The organism is Parasediminibacterium sp. HNIBRBA5674, assembly GCF_056745525.1.
In genome coordinates, this window is record NZ_JBQWIE010000001.1 from 100,794 (window position 1) to 120,430 (window position 19,637).

Consider the following 19,637-nt stretch of genomic DNA (forward strand, 5'->3'; position numbering starts at 1 on the left):
CTTATTTTGTAGCTTTTAAAACAATAGTTGTAGGTGCTAAATTTTCGCCCCAAGCTTTTAATGTGATATCGCCTTCGCTAGTTTTAGATTGAACATAAGCCATACATTTTCCATAAAATGCCTTACTTTGCATCACTTCAAATGAGGCAAGGCTTGTTGCATCACCGTTGCCTACTGCTCTTAAAGTAGCGGCGCCAGTAACTTCAAAATGTATCAAATCATCTGCTAGTGCACATAAATTACCATCTTTATCGGTAACTGTTACGGTTACTAATGCAATGTCTTCACCGTTTGCTGTAAGGCTTGTTCTATCTGCCTTTAAGGTTATTTGGCTTGGTTGTGCGGCCGTTTTTATGTTTTTTGTTTCTGCTATTTTTCCATCTTTATCGTAGGCTACTACTTTTAATTCACCTGCTTCATATTTTGTGTTTTCCCATCTTAACCGATATCTGTCTAATAAATTTTCTTTGTTAAAAGTTCTTTTACCGTAACTAATACCGTTTATAAAAACTTCAGCAGAAGGGTAATTGGTGTACACAAATACAGGTACTATTTTTCCCTCTTCACCTTTCCAATTCCAATGTGGTAATACGTGTAATACTTTTTTATTAGTCCACTTACTTTGGTACAAATAATAGCGGTCTTTAGGAATACCACATAAGTCTATAATGCCAAAGTACGAGCTTCTACTAGGCCAGCTAGAACCGTAAGGTGTAGGCTCGCCTAGATAGTCGTAACCGGTCCATACAAACTCGCCTGCAACAAAGTCATTTTCTTGAAATTTCCATTCGGTATCTGGCAATTGCGACCAACTGCAATATTCTAAATCGTAAGCAGTAGATTGATTGTCTGGCCACAATTTCATACTACCAGTTTTTGCAGGTAATTTAAAAGCGCCATTTGAGCTAACAGTTGAAACTGTTTCGCTACCAAGAATTACCCATTTAGGGTGCTGTGCATGAAGCTTTGCATAAGCTTCTGGTTTGTAGTTCCACCCTGGAATATCTACCGCATCTGCTAGGCCATTAATAATAGCTTGGTTCATATTGTTAAAGCCTGCGGTTACAGGTCTTGTAGAATCTAGATTGTGGCAAATTTTGGTGAGAAATTTAGCAACAACAGCACCATCTTTTTCACCTTGTTCTTTTACTTCGTTACCAATGCTATACATAATTAAGGCTGGATGATTTCTGTCTCTCAGAATCATAGCCTCAACATCTTTTTGCGCCCATTTATCAAATATTAGGTGATAGCCATTTTTTACTTTGGGGCTTTTCCATTCGTCAAAAGCTTCGTCTATAAAGTAAAAACCCATTTGGTCACACAATTCTAGCATTTCTGGTGTGTGAGGGTTGTGTGTGCCTCTAATGGCATTACAACCCATCTCTTTCAGCATTTTTAGTCGATTTACAAGCACCGATTTATTGACAGCCATACCAAGTGGACCAAAATCATCGTGCAGACAAACGCCTTTTAGTTTTACTACTTCTCCATTTATAAGCATACCTTTTTCAGGGGTAAATGCAATTGTTCTTACTCCAAATTCAGTTCTATACTCATCAACTGTTTGTCCATTTTTTTTAATGGTGCTAATGGCATAATACAGTTGTGGTTTTTCAGCCGTCCAAAAAAGCGGGTCCTTAATGGTTAAGTTTTGAAGATTCTTTTTACTTGCTGCGCTAATGGTATTGGTGGCAATTTTCTCATTGAGGTGGTTGTAAATACAGGTAACTAGGCTATAGTCGCTTATTTTTCCGTTGGTAAACTCAAGCTTCGTTTCAATATTTACTTGCGCTGCATTTTTTGTAATTTTAGGTGTGGTAATGAAAGTGCCCCAAGGCGCAATTCGCACAGGATTGCTTTGTACCAAGCGCACATTTCTGTAAATACCTGCGCCAGGGTACCATCTTGAGGCTTCTGTAAAGTTTTCTAGCCTTACTGCTATTACATTATCAGCATTAAGTTTTATAAATGGGGTAATGTTGAAGCTAAAAGATGAGTAGCCATAAGGCCATTCGCCTACAAAACGGCTGTTTACATACACTTTGGCGTTGCTCATGGCGCCATCAAATTCTAAGTAGTAATTTTTGTTTTTAGCTTCTTTGTTTATTACCACATGTTTTCTATACCAGCCTACACCCATATAAGGCAAGCCGCCGGTTCTGCCAGATTTCAAGGTGGCCTTTTGCTCACCATCTTCTGTTACTTGTACTTTTTGTAGGTCGTTCTCTACACTAAATGGCCCGCTGATAGCCCAATCATGTGGTACATTTACTTTTTTCCAGTCTTTTTCGTTTAATGATGTTTCGGCAGCATTTGCAATATCCTTTTTTATAAATAGCCAATCAGTTTTTAGCTCGGTTATGGTTCTAGAAGATTGAGAGAAAGCTGTAGTAGCAGTAATAAAGCTAGTAGACATAGTGAAGCACAATACTTTGGCTAATCGCTTTAATCTTAATTTTTTACACATGGTCTTTTGTATTGGTTCGTATGCGAGTAAAAAACTCGGATCTTAATGCTTCAAAGGTTCATGTTAATTAATCAGTGTTTGCGGGGGCAACAATTCATTTCAGGGGGGCGTATCAGTCAATTAGTATTAAAGCACTTCTTCTTTTTAATTTAAAATTTTAACTTGAGGGCTTATTAATATTATAGACAACTTAATCTTGTTTTACTCGTTATTACAAATTAGGTTCTAACGATTAACAATATTGACTTTTTGCTAGCCATTTAATAGCCTTTATGCTTCAGTATAAGAAAAAAATCCTTTTTCGAGTTCAACTTCTATTTAGTATCGTATTAAGTAATTACAGCATTGTAATTGCGCAAACTGCCACAGGCAACAACATTACCATTGACAATGGTTTAATAAATAATGAAGTAACCGCTATTCACCAAGATGCGTATGGCTTTTTGTGGTTTGGTACTAGAGGTGGGCTTAATAGGTACAATGGTTACGATATTACCACTTTGCGGTCTACACCTTTATCAAGCAACAATCTTTCTAATCAGGCGGTAGAGGTAATTGCAGAATACAAAAACACGTTATGGATAGGTAATAAAATTGGTGGATTAAATAGGTATGATATTTTATCAGACTCTATTACACATTACAACGCTACCGATTTAATAAAAATTCAGGAGATAAAATCTCTTTTGGTAGATGACAATGGCGATTTATTTATTGGTGCATTGCATGGGCTATACATTTTAAGTAAAGGAAAATTTACAGTTGTTGATAAATCACTATCAATATCTGCATTAGCTAAAGACAAACAAGGCCGTATTTGGGTAGGCACCAATTATGGTTTTTATCAATACAATCCTGTTACTAAAAGAATAGATTTGGTGGATTTGGGCGATACTAAATTTTTTGTTACTTCTATTGCCATTGATAAACAATCGCAAAATCTTTATTTAGGTAGTTGGAAAAATGGATTGATAAAATATACCATAAATACAAAAACATTTAAGAAATACCTCGATACATCTTTGCTAAATAGTGTTGCTATTAATAATACTTATCGGGTATTTATAGATAAAGATGAACAAGTATGGGTGGGTACATGGGGTGCTGGATTGAGAAAGTTTGACATTGCCAAAGAGCGATTTGAAAACTTTGCTATAAAGCCACTCAACGTTTTTAACAAAGATTATGACATCGTTTTATCCATTATGCAAGACAAGTCTGGTATTATTTGGATAGGTACAGATGGTGGTGGTGTATGCAAAATAGACCCTTATAGAAAAAAGTTTAATACCATAGCAAGTTTTGGTGTTGATAATGCAAGCGCAGGAAATACGCATGTATCTGCCATTTACGAGGGTAAAAATGGTGGTTTGTGGCTAGGTACTAGAGGGGGTGGTTTAAGTTTTTCAATAGATAAGAAAAATTTTACTAGAAAAGATATAGTTGGTAATACTATACGTACAATCTGTTTTTTTGAAAATAACAACGATTTGTGGGTAGGTACAGGCGATGGATTGGCAATATTTAAAGATTACGAACGCAATGGCAAAACCATTTTGGTAAAGAAACTAAAGGATGATAGCACATCTATTAGTGGTCCTAAGGTTTCGGCAATTGTAAAAGATAAGAACGGCATTATTTGGGTAGGTACGCAAGAAAATGCGCTTAACAGAGTAGTAGGTTTTAAAAGTGATATGCCCATTTTTAAACGTTATCCTGAAAAAATAGGTATAGCTGGTGCGATACAAAATGATAGGGTTAGTTGCATGCTAGTAGATAGAAAAAACCATTTGTGGGTGGGTACATACGATGGTTTGCATTTATACAATAGGCAAAAAGATAATTTTGAACTTGTTTCTGCAACAAGTAATGGCAATAGATTGTCAAATAGTACCATTCTTACAATGGCTGAAGATAGCTATGGCAATATTTGGGTAGGTACACAGCAGGGCTTAAATAAAGTATCATTTACTAGTTCTGGTAAAATAGAGATTAAGAGTTATTTTCAAACTGCAGGATTTCCTAACGACTACATACATGCTATACTAATAGATAGTGAGAATAATGTGTGGATGAGTACTAATAGAGGCATTACAAAGTTTATTGAAAGTAGTAACAGCTTTAGAAATTTTGATACAAGAGACGGTGTTGGTTCTAACGCTTTTTCAGAAAATTCTTCATTTTCAAAACCAAATGGCGAAATGCTTTTTGGTGGCATTAATGGCATTACTTATTTCTTTCCAGATAGTATTCGTTTAAATAACTATGTTTCGCCAGTTTATATTACCAACTTACAAGTAAACAATAAAGATGTAGGTGTAGGTAAAGTTGTAAAAAATGATATTATATTATCAAAGGCAGTATTTCTCACAGATAAAATTGAAATTTCTTACAAAGAGAATATCATTGCTTTTAGTTATGCATCGTTAGATTATCATGCACCCGATAAAAATCAATACCAATATATATTAGAAGGCTTTGATGAAAAATGGGTAGATGCAGGATCGAATAGAACGGTAACTTATACAAGCTTACCATCTGGTACTTACACATTTAAGGTTAAGGGTTCTAATAGTGATCAAATTTGGGGCAACAATATTGCAACAATACAAATTACCATTTTGCCACCACCATGGAAAACATGGTGGGCTTATACTATTTATTTCCTCATTATTGGTGGCTTGTTGTGGCTTTCTCGCTACATGAAACTTAATCGTATTAATCTTAAGAATAAACTTGAAATTGCCAATATTAACTACCAAAAAGAGAAAGAAATTGCAGATGTAAAAAATAAGTTTTTTGCAAATATTTCGCATGAGTTTAGAACACCGCTTACTTTAATGATAGGCCCACTTGAAGATTTAATTGAAGATGATAAGCTTAACTCAACTATAAAAGAAACCGTACATAAAATTCAAAATCAGGCGAAGCGATTACTGAGTCTTATTAATCAATTATTAGATTTTCATAAAGCAGAAACTAATGCATTGAAGCTAAATGCAGCGTTTAATGATATTGTAAAAATGTTGAAATTTATACATGCAACATTCGATGAAGAAGCAAATAGGAAAGGCATTCACTTTACATTTAGTACCAATAAAAAAGAAATTTACCTATCAATAGATAAAGAAAAGGTAGAAAGTATTATGTACAATTTATTGTCTAATGCGTTTAAGTTTACACCATCTGGCGGCGAAATAAAGCTATCGGTAACGCAGATTGAAGGTAATGATAATGTATGCGAAATTGTAGTAGCCGATACAGGTAAAGGCATTACAGCAGAAGATAAGGCCAAAGTATTTGATAGATTTTACCAAGTTACGCAGGCTGAACCTGGCAAATATGTGGGTACAGGTATTGGTTTAGCGTTTGTAAAAGACTTGGTTGAATTGCACAAAGGCGAGATAGAATTAACAGACAATCAACCTCAAGGCTCTATTTTCAAAATAAAACTGCCATTATCAGAGCAAAATGCTTCTAGTGGCAAAATTGTAGAAACGGATGACGCAGAAGACGATATTATATTAGATGATGAAGAAGAGGCAGAAAGTAAAGAGTTGCCAATAGTACTTATAATAGAAGATAACGACGATTTAAATCAATATCTGTGTAAAACAATAGGTAAATTTTACAATGTTATTACGGCCAAAGATGGCAAAGAAGGCCTTGAAAAAGCTTTTAAAGCCATACCAGATTTGGTAGTAAGTGACGTTATGATGCCAGAAATGGATGGTTACGAGTTTTGCCAGACACTAAAAAATGACAATAGAACATCGCACATACCTGTGATATTATTAACGGCAAAGTCAGATGATTCATCGCATATAGAAGGTATTAAATTAGGTGCAGATGTTTATCTCGGTAAGCCTTTTAAACCAGCGCTTCTATTATCACATATTAAAAATATCATCAGTTCTAGAAAGAAGCTAAAAGAGTTATTTACGCAAAAACTTAGTTTAGGACCAAGTGAGGTTGAAGTAAGCTCATTTGATGAAGAATTTATTAAAAACGCCATTAGATATGTAGAAGAAAATATAGAAAAAGATGAATTTTTAATAGATGAGCTAGCAACTAAATTGAACATGAGTCGCTCTACCTTTTACAGAAAACTAAAAGCATTAACTGGCATGTCAGGCTCAGATTTTATACGTCTTATTAAATTAAAAAGAAGCGCTCAGCTATTAAAAACTGGTGAATATACTGTTAGTATGGCTGCTTACAGTTCAGGCTTTAACGATCTTAAAAATTTCAGAAAGACTTTTCAAAAACAATTTGGCGTTACACCATCTGAATATATGAAGCAGAAAGATTAAAATTTAGAATCGTTGTTCAAGCACATAACTGCCCATACCAATTTGGTATGGGCAATTTGCATTTATAGGTTATATAGCACGCTTTACGTAATCGTTTCCGTTTGTCCGCCATTTTGATTAGTTTATTAAATTTTTTTTAAGACTGAAGCAGAATTTTGGTCAGTTTGCACCGCTTTTTTGGTTAATACACACCCATATGTTTCGTAGTTTAAGAATGAATATTGCATAGATAATAATGCTTGTTCTCTAACGATTTCGCAACTACTTACGTCTTTTTTTAAGCTGCTCTCTTAGATGCACAATCTATTAATCAATCACGATACAAAAATGTAAATAATATGAAAAAGGTTTACCTATTTGTTTGTATACTATTAACAGCTGTAACAGTGCAAGCACAAACAACATGGACCGGCGCTGCTGGTGATACAACTTGGAACACAGCGGGTAACTGGAGCACTAATCTGGTACCAACTTCTTCCGACAGTGTTAATTTTACTAATACTAGTTTGCTAATTGTTTATTTTAATGCAGATGCAAATGCAAAACTGATAAATTTTAGAGGAAGTGCTAATGTAATGTTTGCACTAAAAGGTGCTACTGCTAGTACAGTACGTACTATTAGTTTAGGCGGTACAGTACCTCAACACTATAACAATACCGCACTACGTTTTATAGGTACAACTAATTCTTTAACCCTAAATACGAACAGAAGTTCTGCCGCAAACAGTGGTATTAATTTAACTATATTAACTGGAAACAAAGCAACCATCAATAAAACAATCCATTTAAGTGGTAATGCTTCAACCCTTCCTGGGCAAGATTCTATTTCTAGTAGCCAGGTTAATAAAATAGTGGGTATTGATGCAGGTTCTGTAATATTTAGTAATGGTGGTGCAGTTACTGTAAACCAAAGAAATAATGGTACAGGCAGCTCAACAATATTTGCAGGTTCAGCAACTAATGGTATTGTGTTTCAAAGTGGTTCTTCTTTAAATAATGTTACTTCTAGCTTTCTTGATCCTTTTAACACGGCTAGTGGTGCTGGTAATGCGCAGTTTTTAAGTGGTAGTAAGTTTAATGTAAGTACGGGTGCAACTACTATTGCTATTTCTGGTTCTGCTTCTACTACATTTTCTAATTATTGGCAGGGTAGAACCTATGGCGGATTTATAGTAGGTAATATGAGTATTGCTACGGGAGCGCCATCGGTATACACAAATAGTTCTACTACTACCACTTCATTTTTAGATAGCTTTATTGTAGATAATAAGCAGGCTTTTAACCTTACATTAGTAGGTCATGCTACAACGCCTGCTAGTCCTACGTTTAGTTTTAATTATATAAAAATAAGGAGTATGCTAGCAACACCTAGTAATACTTTTGCTATACGTGGTAGTACCATCGCTGGTGCTACAGCTGCTACTAGTGTTAATATTTCTGGCAATATAGATTTAATTGCTACTGACTCTAATACCACTGCTGGTTTACTTCAGTTTGTTGTAGGTCCTAATTCTACGGGTGGTTCACTAGCGCAAACCAATATTAATTTTACAGGCAATACTACTATAAAACTTACAAAAGGCTCTACAGTTACAAATCCTAATTTTATTATTGGCAGCCCAACTGGTGGTACTACAATGCCTACCAATTTTACTATTAATAATGGTGCTACATTAAATCTCGGGGATAGTTTAACACTAAGAACGGGTGGCTCATATTCTACATTAACTATTAAACCTACTGGTAAGCTCACACTTATTGATAACGCTGTATTTACAACAAATCATAATAATAATTTCAATATTGAATCTAGTGCAGCTAGTACAGGTACTATAGGTGAGAGCAATGGTACAATTATTAATAGTGGTACAGTACAACGTTTTATAAAAGGTAACGCCGCTTGGCGATTAGTTGGTATACCGTTTTCTCTTTCTACAAAAGTTAAGGGCGGTAATAGTCTATCTAACGCTGCTAATATTTTCTTAAATAACATATTCGATCAGTCTCATGCGTACAGTTTTAACGACACTCTAGATAATGGCAAATATGGTGTAGGTGCAGGCGTAAATGCTGGATGGACAAAAATGGCATCCGAAAACGATAGCATACAACCATACAGGGGCTTACTAATATATGGTAGCAGAGGCATAGGCGACCAAACTGTAAGTTTCACAGGTTTTTTTAGTAATGGTGATGTATCAATTCCTTTATCTAAAATACCAAATGGTAAAGGTTGGAACTTGATAGCTAACCCTTATGTATCCAATATAGATTTTGAAAATATCACACAAAATCCAGCAAATGCTGGTGTGCTTAGTGCTAATACTGTATATGGTGTTAATCCTTTAGGCGGTGGTGGCTACTCTTTTAGTAGTTATGTGGCTGGTACTGGTACGGGCGTTAATGGCGGCTCTAAAATTATAGAGAATGGCGCGGCGTTTTTTGTAAAAGCAGCAGACTTTGATAAAATCCTGGTAATAAGACAAAGTGATAAAACTAATGCTACTGTAGGCACAACTTCAGGTGGAGTTACTTTATTAGGTGCAAAAGATAATTACAACAGTATTAAAATAAGCCTTAATGGTGTCAATAAACAATCTGACGAAGTCGTATTTGTATGGGGCAGATTTAATAAAGTAACAGAAAGTTTTGATGCAAATATTGATGCATACGACTTAGGTACAAGTGGTACACACGACTTAGCCATTATAGATACTAAAGGCACTCGCTACTCTATTTTTAATGGTACTGATTTACCAAAAAATACCGAAACACGTACGTATAAACTAGCTGTAAAAAACCTGCAATTAGGCACATATATTTTTGCAGTTTCCACGCCTAAAGCTTTAGATAAAACTAATGAAGCCTACCTTATAGATACTTATTTAGGTACAGAGATATTGGTTAAGGAAGGTTTGTTACACAACTTTCAAGTAAATACAGATGCAGCATCTAAAGCCGAGGGAAGATTTCAGCTAGAAATTAGAAAAAAATAATTATTCAACTATCAATCACAATAAAAAACACAACATGAAAAAAATGTACTTATTTATTTGTTTCTTGCTGCCTAGCATACTTGTGGTGCAAGCGCAAAGCAAAACTTGGTCGCCTGTATCAGGTGGCGATTCTATGTGGCATACAGCTGCCAATTGGAAACTTACTTCTGACAATAGTGCAACTACTATACCTACATCTAGCGATACAGTAGTTTTTAATAATACCGTAGTTGGCCCTGTTTATTTTAATGGCGGCAATGCAAGTGCTAGAGTAATTACTTTTGCTGGAAGCGCTAACGTATTTTTTGCTATTAAAAATGCAACGCCAACTGCTATTGTATCAACCATAAATTTAGGTGGTACCACTACTGGTGAGTATAGCCTAAATGCACTGCGTTTTACCGGAAGTATTAATTCTTTAACTCTCAATTCAATGAGAACTTCTGTTGCCAATTCTGGTATTATTATAAAGGTATTAGCCAATAATAGAGCTGTTGTACCAAATGGTAAAACAATCCATCTTAGTGGTTTCTACTCTGGCAATGCGCCTTCACAAGATTCTATTTCTAGTAGTCAAGTGAATCAACTTAAAGGTAGCGATTCTGCCTCGTGGGTTTTTGCAAGTGGTGCTACTTGTAATGTAAATACTAGAAATAATACAACTGCTGGTCTTACCCCGTTTGGGTCAGGTGCAGATACATCACAATTAAATCAAGTCGTATTTCAAAGTGGGTCAATTTTTAACAATAACACAGGTTCAAATTCTAATTTAATTGGACTTGTTAATCCATTTGCTACTGCATGGGGCTCTGGTATAGCGCAATTTTTAAGAGGTAGTAGATTTAATACTGGTAATAATAGTAGCGTTTCAAATAATTTTTACATTCAAAGTTTTAGCTCTATGTATATTATGGGTAGAACGTATGGTGGATTGAATATACAGCGTATGAGGGTTGGAAGCAATACTGTGTTTGCCAATAGTAGCCCTTTTCCAACAATGTTTTTAGACAGTCTAACAATAAATACTGATACCCTTTTAATTACACTCACCAATTTAAATAATAATATCATATTAGATTCTGCCTATAGTTTTAACAGAATTAACTTAAGAAGTACCGCAGCTGTCCCAAATGTCTCAGTTTTTCTTCGTGCACAAACTGCTGCAGGGTATAATGGACCGTTAAACACAACTATATATGGTGATGTAAACTTAGCTACTAGTGCTGCTAATACAGGTGCAGGTGGTACACTTCAATTTGTTGTTGGACCAAATGGTACTTCTGCTACTAGTACTTCAAATACTAATATAAACTTTACCGGTAATACAACCATTAAAGTAGATAGATCTTTAAACGGTACAACTGTACTTAACCCCAATTTTTTAATAGGCGCTCCAACTTCTGGCGCTAACCCTACGAATTTTACAATTAACAATGGTGCTACTGTAAACCTAGGTGATAGTTTAACCCTAAGAACTCAAAATTCATATACAAAGTTTACCATAAAGCCAACTGGAAGGCTTAATTTAATAGATGCTGCACGATTTATAACTTCACATAATAGTAACTTTTTAGTTGAGTCTGATACAACTGGTACAGGTTCTATTGGCAGTATTTCTAGTACTGGGTCTCTTTTTCAAAATAGTGTAACTATGCAGCGCTTCATAGGTCGCAATGCGGCATGGCGCACTATTGGTATTCCATTATCTACTGCTGCACCTACTAAATTGTATGCAGGTAATGGCACTTCTACTCTTTTTCAAATTTATATGAACAGTTTTACAGCTTCGCCTGCACAAGCGTATTATTTTAACGATACCTTAGATAATGGGCAATATGGGGCAGGTTCTGGCGGTGCAAATGCTGGTTGGAAATCTTTTACTACTAATAACGACAGTATTTCACCAGACAGAGGTTTACTATTTTATGGTAGTAGAAACAGTGCTTCGCCTATTGTTTTAAGCCTAACAGGGTTTATAAATACTGTTGATCAAAACATTCCTTTATCTAAAACAGCTGGTGGTAATGGTTGGAATTTAATTGCAAATCCATTTTTATCTAACATTAGTTTTAACTCAATTGTTAGTAATCCAGCAAATGATGGCGTACTTAATTCTAATACTATTTACCGTGTGCGCCCATTAGGTGCTGGTGCCTACTCTTTTGCAAGTTATGTGGCTGGTAGTGGTACTGGTATCAATGGTGGTAGCAATGTAATTGAAAACGGTGCGGCATTTTTTGTACGTGCAGCTAATGCTGGTACAAGCTTAGTCGTTAGAGATGCGGATAAAACAACTGATGCTGTAGGTAGTACTTCTGGCGGTGTTACACTAATGGGTGCTAATGATAATTATAACTCTATACGCATAAGCCTTAAAGGCGCAAATACATTTACAGATGAAGTGGTGTTTGTGTGGGGTAGATTTAGTAAAGCAACCGAAGGTTTTGATAATGACTTAGATGCCTATGATTTAGGTGCTAGTGGTACACACGATTTATCTATTGTAGATAAAGAAGGCACTAGATATGCCATTTTTAACGGTGCAGATTTACCCAAAAATGCAGAAATACGTTCCTATAAACTAGGTACTAAAAATTTACGATTAGGTACTTACAGCTTTGATGTGTCTATGCCTAAAGCATTGGATAGAAACAACGAAGCCTATCTTGTAGATAATTATTTAGGCACTGCGGTATTGATTAAAGAAGGCCTATCTCACAGCTTCCAAGTAACTACTGATGATTTGTCTAAATCAGAAGGTAGATTTCAGTTAGAAGTTCGCAAAAAGCTTACAAGTGTAATAGATGAAGTTGCAACAAGTAAAACCTATCTATTAAGTAACCCTACAAGCAACAATCAATTTGCTATACATTTTGGTAGCGATGCTCAAGTTGCTAACTGGCAGGTTGTGGATTTAAGTGGTCGTGTGGTATCTACAGGTATGTTTAAAAACGTATATCAAGGCGATACAAGAATGGGCGAACTTAACTCTTTACAATCTGGTACTTACATGGTACGCTTGTTTAACGATAATGAGCCAATGGTTGTAATGAAATTGGTTAAACTATAACCTACGGTACTTAATATTTTAAGTTTCAATTCTACAATAATGAAATGTCAATTATTTTTAAAAACGACTCTGGTATTAGTTTGCAGTTTGTTTCTAGCATCTAGTTATGCTCAAAGTGATGACCCGCCAACGTTACCTAACGATCCTGAAGGTATCACAGATTATCTACCGTTGAATTTAATAAGCTTCTCTGCTGCCTTGCAAGGTGGTTCGGCTCAGCTCTATTGGAAAACAACCAATGAGGTAAACGTGAGCAATTTTAGTGTTGAGAAAAGCAACAACGGCATCAGTTTTAATAGAATAGCTACAGTAAATGCTTATAACAATCTTGTAAACAGCTACTCGTTTACCGATAATAATGCTACAGAAGATGTTGCATATTATCGACTAAAAATGATTGACAAAGACGGCTCATTTCAATACAGTTTTATAGTTGTTATTAAAAGTAAAGCTAGTAATCGCTTATTAATATATCCCAACCCTGCTACTAGCAATATCACTATAGTACACGGTGTGCCACAGGGCAAGGCAACCCTTTCAGTGATAAATATTGCTGGCATAAAATTGCAAACAATAGTTGTTAATAGTAATGTGCAACAGACATCATTTGCGCTAAGCAATGCTTTAAAGGCAGGTAATTATTTGCTTCAATATACTGATGAAGGTGGTATTAAGACCTTGTTTTTTATAAAGCAATAAGCGCTTAAAACAAGCTGATTTTACACCTATTGATAAGTTACAAGTAATAAAAAATTATTAACCGCATGTAACAATGCAAAATTTTAAAAAATAAAACATGAAAAATAACATTAAAATATTTAAAGGTTCACTAATATTATTTGTATTACTAGTGTGCAGTATTACTGTTTTTTCACAAGAGACACCACCACCAACATTGCCTCAAGATCCTGAAAATGTACCAATTGATGGTGGTATTTCTTTGTTAGTAGCAGCAGGTGTTGGTTATGGGGCTAAAAAGATGAAAGATAAAAGGGCTAAAATGGCCTCTATTGAAAAAGGTTAATAGTTACGGTTTAAAAATGTGTTACTCTTTTGAGTAACATAAAAAGACTGCCAGTTTTGGCAGTCTTTTTTATGAATACTATTGAGATATTGTCTAATTCAATTTGAGCTACAATCTTTAATATATATTATTGACCTACCAATCATCAGTTCTAAATGGTGATGCAGGCAGGCCATCAATATTATAAAGCAAAGCATCGGGATTACTAGCCCAGGCATACCTTACAGCAACAGGATTTGGCACCAAACTGCTACTTACAATTACTTTATCATCTTTCACCTTGGCATTAGCCCAGTAGAACTTTTTATCTGCACCAGCAATAGCAAAGCCAGTCAGTGTATCACCTTTAATTATTAGCCCTTTACCAATATGTGTGAAGCTAATTTCAGCTTCGCTACCAATAACATTTATAGATTGATAAATAGGGCCAGAATATGTATCTGTAATGTTATTATAGGCAATATGATTAGCAGCTAAAAACAATCGTTTACCTACATCTTGCTTGTTTTTTGGGTGAATGTTATTGGCTTCGCCAATGTCTATAGTTACAGCCATACCTGTATTTGGCACTTTCAATGTCATTAATTGTGCTTCACGTAAAGAAGCCCATTCATCTTTAAAAACAGGTTCAGTATTTTTCACTTTATGATTAGCCAATTGTACAAATATAAATGGCAAATTGCTGTTGTTCCATTTGCTTCTCCAATCGTTAATCAATAATGGAAATAGGCTGCGATATTGAAATGCTTTTCTAGCATTATTTTCTCCTTGATACCAAATGATACCTTTAATGCCATAGGGCACTAATGGTGCTATCATTGCATTGTACAATGCTGATGGATAGTTTTTTTCTAAGGGTAGTACGGGTGGCTTTTTGCCGCTAGCAGGTTGCGTTTTTAATGCTTCTTTTTCGGCTATATAATTAGTGTATAATAATTCCCAATCTGCTTGTAGTTGCTGGTATTTTAAAATAGAATCTTTAAAGTCAGGATAGGTAAGCAGTGCTTCGCCAGAGGTCCAAGCTTCTGCTGGTGAAGCGCCCCATGATGATGCAATAATACCAACTGGTACTTGTTTTTGCTGATGCAATTCTCTAGCAAAAAAATAAGCAACCGCTGAAAATTTTCTAGCATTTTCTGGTGTGCAAATTTGCCATTCGCCTTTTACTGCGTTCAGTGGCTTATTGCTTATGTTCATACCTACGGTAAAAAAGCGAATAGATGGATAGTTGGCATCTGCAATTTCTTTGCCTGCATTTTTTACTTCAGTCATCAGTAGTTGCATGTTTGATTGCCCACCTGCAAGCCAAACTTCACCCACAAACACAGAAGGATATACAATAGAATCTTTGCCCGAGGAAATAAGCATTTTGAATGGCCCACCGGCTTTCATAATTGGTAGTCTTACCATCCATTTGCCTGTTTTATCTGCCTTTGTCTTTTGCATTTTATCTGCAAAATAAATACTGAGTTTTTCGTTGGGTTTTGCAGTGCCCCAAAATGGCGCATTAATACCTTGTTGTATCACCATGTTATTGCCAAAAATGCTTGCAGGATTAATGTTTTGAGCGAATATTTGATTGGTAATAGCGATAAGCAGGCATAGGATATACAATCGTTGTTTAGTCATGTTTTTTGAGTTTTTTTATTTGACTTTTAGAAAATATTTTTCGCTTCGCAAATGATAATTGTAAAGCATTGCTTTTGTAGAAGCTGTTTTTGTTAATTAATGATGGTTAGAGAAAGTGTATGGGCAAAATATAGTCGTCGTAATCTTCTGATAACTGTACAAAGTTACTCACGAAATTCTGTATTAATATTGTGATAGAGTGGGTACAATTAATTCAAACTTAGGGTGTATGCATGCCAAGTTATCACGCTACAAATAGTCGATATTCAAATCTATCTAATTTTACTTGGTTGTTAAATATTAACTATTTGCACCAGAAAAACTACCTCACTGTTACTGTTGTATATCTTAAAGTGTAGGTGTTATTAATCTTGTAAAAGTCCATCTGCTATATGAGAATAAATAAGCTTCCATTAATCGAGTTAAAATTTCAACTGCTACTGTTGTGTTTAGTAGTAACATTTTACTCATGGGCTCAGAATGTAAAAATAGAAATGTCATCTGCACAGCGTAGCCAGATTAAAAAGGGCTATGGCATGTTCATTCATTTTGGCATAAACACCTTTAACGAAATAGAATGGTCTAATGGAAAATTACCCCCATCATCTTATAATCCTAGCAATTTAGATTGCGACCAATGGGTGAAAATAGCTAAGGAAGCAGGGTTTAGATATGTGATTCTTGTAACCAAACATCATGATGGTTTTTGCCTTTGGGATAGTAAATTCACCGACTACGATGTGGCTGCGTCACCAGTAAAAGTAGATGTAGTAGGTGAAGTAGCTAAGGCCTGTAAGAAATACGGCATCAAGCTTGGTTTATATTATTCTTTATGGGATAGGCATGAGCCAAGTTATCAAAATAATGCTAGTTACAGTAAATACATGACCAATCAGTTAACCGAACTGATGACCAATTATGGCGCTATTTGTGAGCTATGGTTTGATGGTGCTTGGGATAAAAAAGGCTATGATTGGAATTTGCAACAGATATACGATGATGTAAAAAAGCTACAGTCTAATTGCATGATTACTGTCAATCATTCTATTGGTAAGCTTACCAATCCTAATCTTACGCAGCTGCCAGAAAATTATGCAGAAGGTGATCCTATAAGATATTTTCCAATTGACTTTCGGATAAAAGACCCCAACCTGTCAAGATGGGATGATCCCAAATACTACGAACGTGATGGTAAAATGTACTATCTACCATTTGAACATACCATTTGTTTATCCGATAGGTGGAATTGGTTTCAAAAGAAAAATGTATTAGCACCAAGGCCATTAGATGAACTAGAGGAGTTGTTTTATTGGGGCACTGCTAACGATAATATCATGATAATTAATGTGCCTCCTGATTTAACTGGAAGCATTAGAACTAATGAGAAAAACAGAATTTTAGAACTCGCAGATAAACTAAATATTCGCGGCGGTAAAAAACCGTTACCCATAGGGCCTGTTAATGCTACGTTTAAGCAAAAAATTAAAGCGAGCAGCGAAATTGCATTGCATCCTGCAAGCAATGCTAATGATTATAGTTTAGAATCTTTTTGGACAGCTAATGACTCTGTTGCCAACCTAGAAATAACATTTGGCAAGCCAGAAGTATTCAACCGAATCAGCGTTTTTGAGAATGCAGAACTAAAAGATTTGGGTGATAAATTTTCTAAAATTCGTGTCTTTAGAATCAAGGAATTTGAGCTGCAATCCTTTAATAATGGGCAATGGGATACTTTTTATAAAGGTGATATTATTGGTGCTTGTAAAATAATTCGTTTACCAAGTACAATTACTGCTGAAAAAATTAGGTTAGCTATCAATCAATCTAATGGCAACCCTTCTATTTGTCATATAGCTGTATCAAATGCGTCAAGTAGAGGTGTTAGATAATGTTACGAATCATTAAGTAATAGCTATGCAGATTACAATAATTACTGCATGAATAGGAATTGCTAATTTATGCAATACTATTGTCTTATTGAACCATTCACGCCTGCATTTTGAACTGTAAATACCCATATTTTTATTTAACATCTCTCAATATTGCATGTAATAAATAATTGAACAAGGCTACTTGTTTGGTAGAATTAAAAGGTAAAGATTAGCTTTAAAGATAGCCATATGAAAAAATTCCTACTTGCTGCTTATTTTATCAGCATCTGTTCGTTTTATGTAGTAGCGCAAACACACAGCACCTCTCTAAATGGTACTTGGCTATTTGCTTTAGACCCAATGAAAGTTGGGGAAAACATTGGTTGGTCTAATACATCCTTCCCTGATAAAACTTTAGATAAGGTTACAGTACCACATTGCTATACTGTTGATAAAAGATACTTCTCACACACAGGTACTGCTTGGTACTTTAAAAACTTTGATGCTACTACATTACAAAAAGGCTACAGAGCGTTTATTAAGTTCGATGCTGTTTTTTATAAAACCAATATATGGTTAAATGGTAAAAAAGTAGGCACACACGAAGGCGGCTACACACCTTTTGAAATAGATGTAACAGAACAGTTGAAACAAAAGAATATACTTACTGTACAAGTAAACAATGAATGGGATACTACAACTATTCCTGGTGCCAAAACTGTTGATACAAGCTATCGCCCTAATGCCTCACAATTATATGCTTGGATGAACTATGGTGGCATTATTAAACCAGTACATTTAATAGTAAGACCAGATATTTATTTGAGTAAGATAAAGATAGAAGCTGAGCCAGATTTACAGAAAGGAAATGCTAAAGTTCACATCAAGGCATTTGTTAAAAATCTGAGCACTATAGCTGCTGAAACTGCCGTAAATGCTACATTGTATAGAGATGGAAAAAAACTATCAGCAGTTTATAAGCCTATAAAATCGACTGTTAATATTGGCCAAGAAAGTATTGTAGAGCTTGAGGCAAGCTTACCTGCTAAAGAAGTAAAATTATGGAGTTTTGATGCCCCAGAATTATATGAAGCAGAAGTGTCTATTGCTAACGATACTGTGAGACAATCGTTTGGTATAAGAAAGGTTGAAGTTAAAAATGTACAGATACTGTTAAACGGTAAGCCAGTTAAAATGGGTGGTGGAAATCGTCCTACAGATTATCCAAATCTTGGCTCGCTAGACCCAGATAGTATTTTGCTAAAAGACCTTACCATGATGAAGCAAGCTGGTATGGAATTTTCACGTATAGCACACCATGCAGTTTCAGAGAATATTTTAGAATGGGCCGATAAAAATGGTATGCTTATCATTACCGAAGCTGGTAACTGGCAAATGACACCAAAGCAAATGGCAGATGAAGCAATGCGTACTAAGTATCGCTCTCAATTAAAAGAAATGATAGAGCGAGATTGGAACCATCCATCGGTTATTGCGTATAGTTTAGGCAACGAGTTTTACTCACATAAAGCCGAAGGCAAAGCTTGGGTAAAAGATATGAAAGCATATACTAGAACTCTTGATACCACTAGGCTTATCACGTTTGCAAGTTACATGGTGTTTAGAAATTTTGTCGTAAGGCCAGAAGATGAAGCGTCTCAAGATGTAGATTTTATAAGTGCTAATATTTATGGTGGACATTTAAAAGCGATAGAACATATACATGAGGTGTACCCTAATAAACCCATTTATGTTTCAGAGTTTGGTATTCGTGTAGCGCCTAATAAACCTGAACAGGATAGAATTAATTACCTCACTACTGCTATGAATGCTTTTAGAAAATGCGACTATGTTGTAGGTGCTTCTGTATGGAGTTTTAATGATTATTTGAGTCGCTATCCTGAAACAGATGCTGATGGCTATAGAGGTTGGGGTGTTGTAAATCCACAAAGAGAAAAACGTGGTATGTACTACAAATGGCAAGAAGAATTTGTGCCAGCAACCATTGAGGTTATAGCTATTAATGCACAATCAGTAACATTAAAAGTAACGGCACGAAAAGATTTTCCAGCATACATTTTAGAAGGCTATAAAATACAGATAGGCGATAAAGTAATAGCGCTTAAAACCTTGCAAATAGGCGAATCTACTGAGGTAGTGGTACACACAACTGTTGCAAATGATGTTTTTGTAGAATTGATAAAACCAGGGGGTTTTGTAATACTAAAACAGCAGTTGAAGAAGTGAGTGATAAAGCTTGCTAA

10 protein-coding genes are annotated in these 19,637 nt (G+C 35.3%); 7 read left to right on the top strand and 3 right to left on the bottom strand.

What is annotated here, in order from left to right:
• Position 1: 1 nt before the first annotated feature.
• Positions 2-2,419, bottom strand: coding sequence for a glycoside hydrolase family 2 TIM barrel-domain containing protein (locus ACT9TX_RS00420; protein WP_481336061.1), 2,418 nt, complete (start codon positions 2,417-2,419; stop codon positions 2-4).
• Positions 2,420-2,742: 323 nt separating this feature from the next.
• On the opposite strand from ACT9TX_RS00420, the gene ACT9TX_RS00425 reads away from it, so the two are divergent.
• The 5 genes from ACT9TX_RS00425 (at position 2,743) to ACT9TX_RS00445 (ending at position 13,873) form a co-directional block, all read left to right on the top strand.
• Entirely contained in the window at positions 2,743-6,783 is a 4,041-nt protein-coding gene (locus tag ACT9TX_RS00425) for a hybrid sensor histidine kinase/response regulator transcription factor (RefSeq protein ID WP_481336062.1), read from the top strand.
• Positions 6,784-7,121: 338 nt separating this feature from the next.
• Positions 7,122-9,779 carry a beta strand repeat-containing protein gene (locus ACT9TX_RS00430; protein ID WP_481336063.1) on the top strand — a complete coding sequence of 886 codons (2,658 nt, stop codon included), beginning with the start codon at positions 7,122-7,124 and terminating at the stop codon, positions 9,777-9,779.
• A gap of 34 nt (positions 9,780-9,813) precedes the next feature.
• On the top strand, positions 9,814-12,849 hold the full coding sequence (locus tag ACT9TX_RS00435) for a T9SS type A sorting domain-containing protein (protein ID WP_481336065.1): 3,036 nt from the start codon (positions 9,814-9,816) through the stop codon (positions 12,847-12,849).
• A gap of 39 nt (positions 12,850-12,888) precedes the next feature.
• The gene (locus ACT9TX_RS00440; protein WP_481336067.1) at positions 12,889-13,548 is read left to right on the top strand and encodes a T9SS type A sorting domain-containing protein; all 660 of its coding nucleotides are present in this window, start codon (positions 12,889-12,891) and stop codon (positions 13,546-13,548) included.
• A 97-nt stretch (positions 13,549-13,645) separates the two neighbouring features.
• The gene (locus tag ACT9TX_RS00445) at positions 13,646-13,873 is read left to right on the top strand and encodes a PID-CTERM protein-sorting domain-containing protein (RefSeq protein WP_481336069.1); all 228 of its coding nucleotides are present in this window, start codon (positions 13,646-13,648) and stop codon (positions 13,871-13,873) included.
• A gap of 135 nt (positions 13,874-14,008) precedes the next feature.
• Here the strand turns inward: ACT9TX_RS00445 and ACT9TX_RS00450 are convergent, their stop codons facing one another.
• Complete coding sequence (locus tag ACT9TX_RS00450) at positions 14,009-15,502, bottom strand: sialate O-acetylesterase (RefSeq protein WP_481336071.1); 1,494 nt, start codon at positions 15,500-15,502, stop codon at positions 14,009-14,011.
• Positions 15,503-15,850: 348 nt separating this feature from the next.
• Positions 15,851-15,973 carry a hypothetical protein gene (locus ACT9TX_RS00455; RefSeq protein ID WP_481336073.1) on the bottom strand — a complete coding sequence of 41 codons (123 nt, stop codon included), beginning with the start codon at positions 15,971-15,973 and terminating at the stop codon, positions 15,851-15,853.
• A gap of 23 nt (positions 15,974-15,996) precedes the next feature.
• Here ACT9TX_RS00455 and ACT9TX_RS00460 point away from each other — a divergent pair, with 23 nt between their 5' ends.
• Together ACT9TX_RS00460 and ACT9TX_RS00465 are read left to right on the top strand one after the other, a co-directional pair.
• Entirely contained in the window at positions 15,997-17,391 is a 1,395-nt protein-coding gene (locus ACT9TX_RS00460; protein WP_481336074.1) for an alpha-L-fucosidase, read from the top strand.
• A 231-nt stretch (positions 17,392-17,622) separates the two neighbouring features.
• Complete coding sequence (locus ACT9TX_RS00465; protein WP_481336076.1) at positions 17,623-19,620, top strand: glycoside hydrolase family 2 protein; 1,998 nt, start codon at positions 17,623-17,625, stop codon at positions 19,618-19,620.
• The last annotated feature ends 17 nt before the right edge of the window (positions 19,621-19,637 follow it).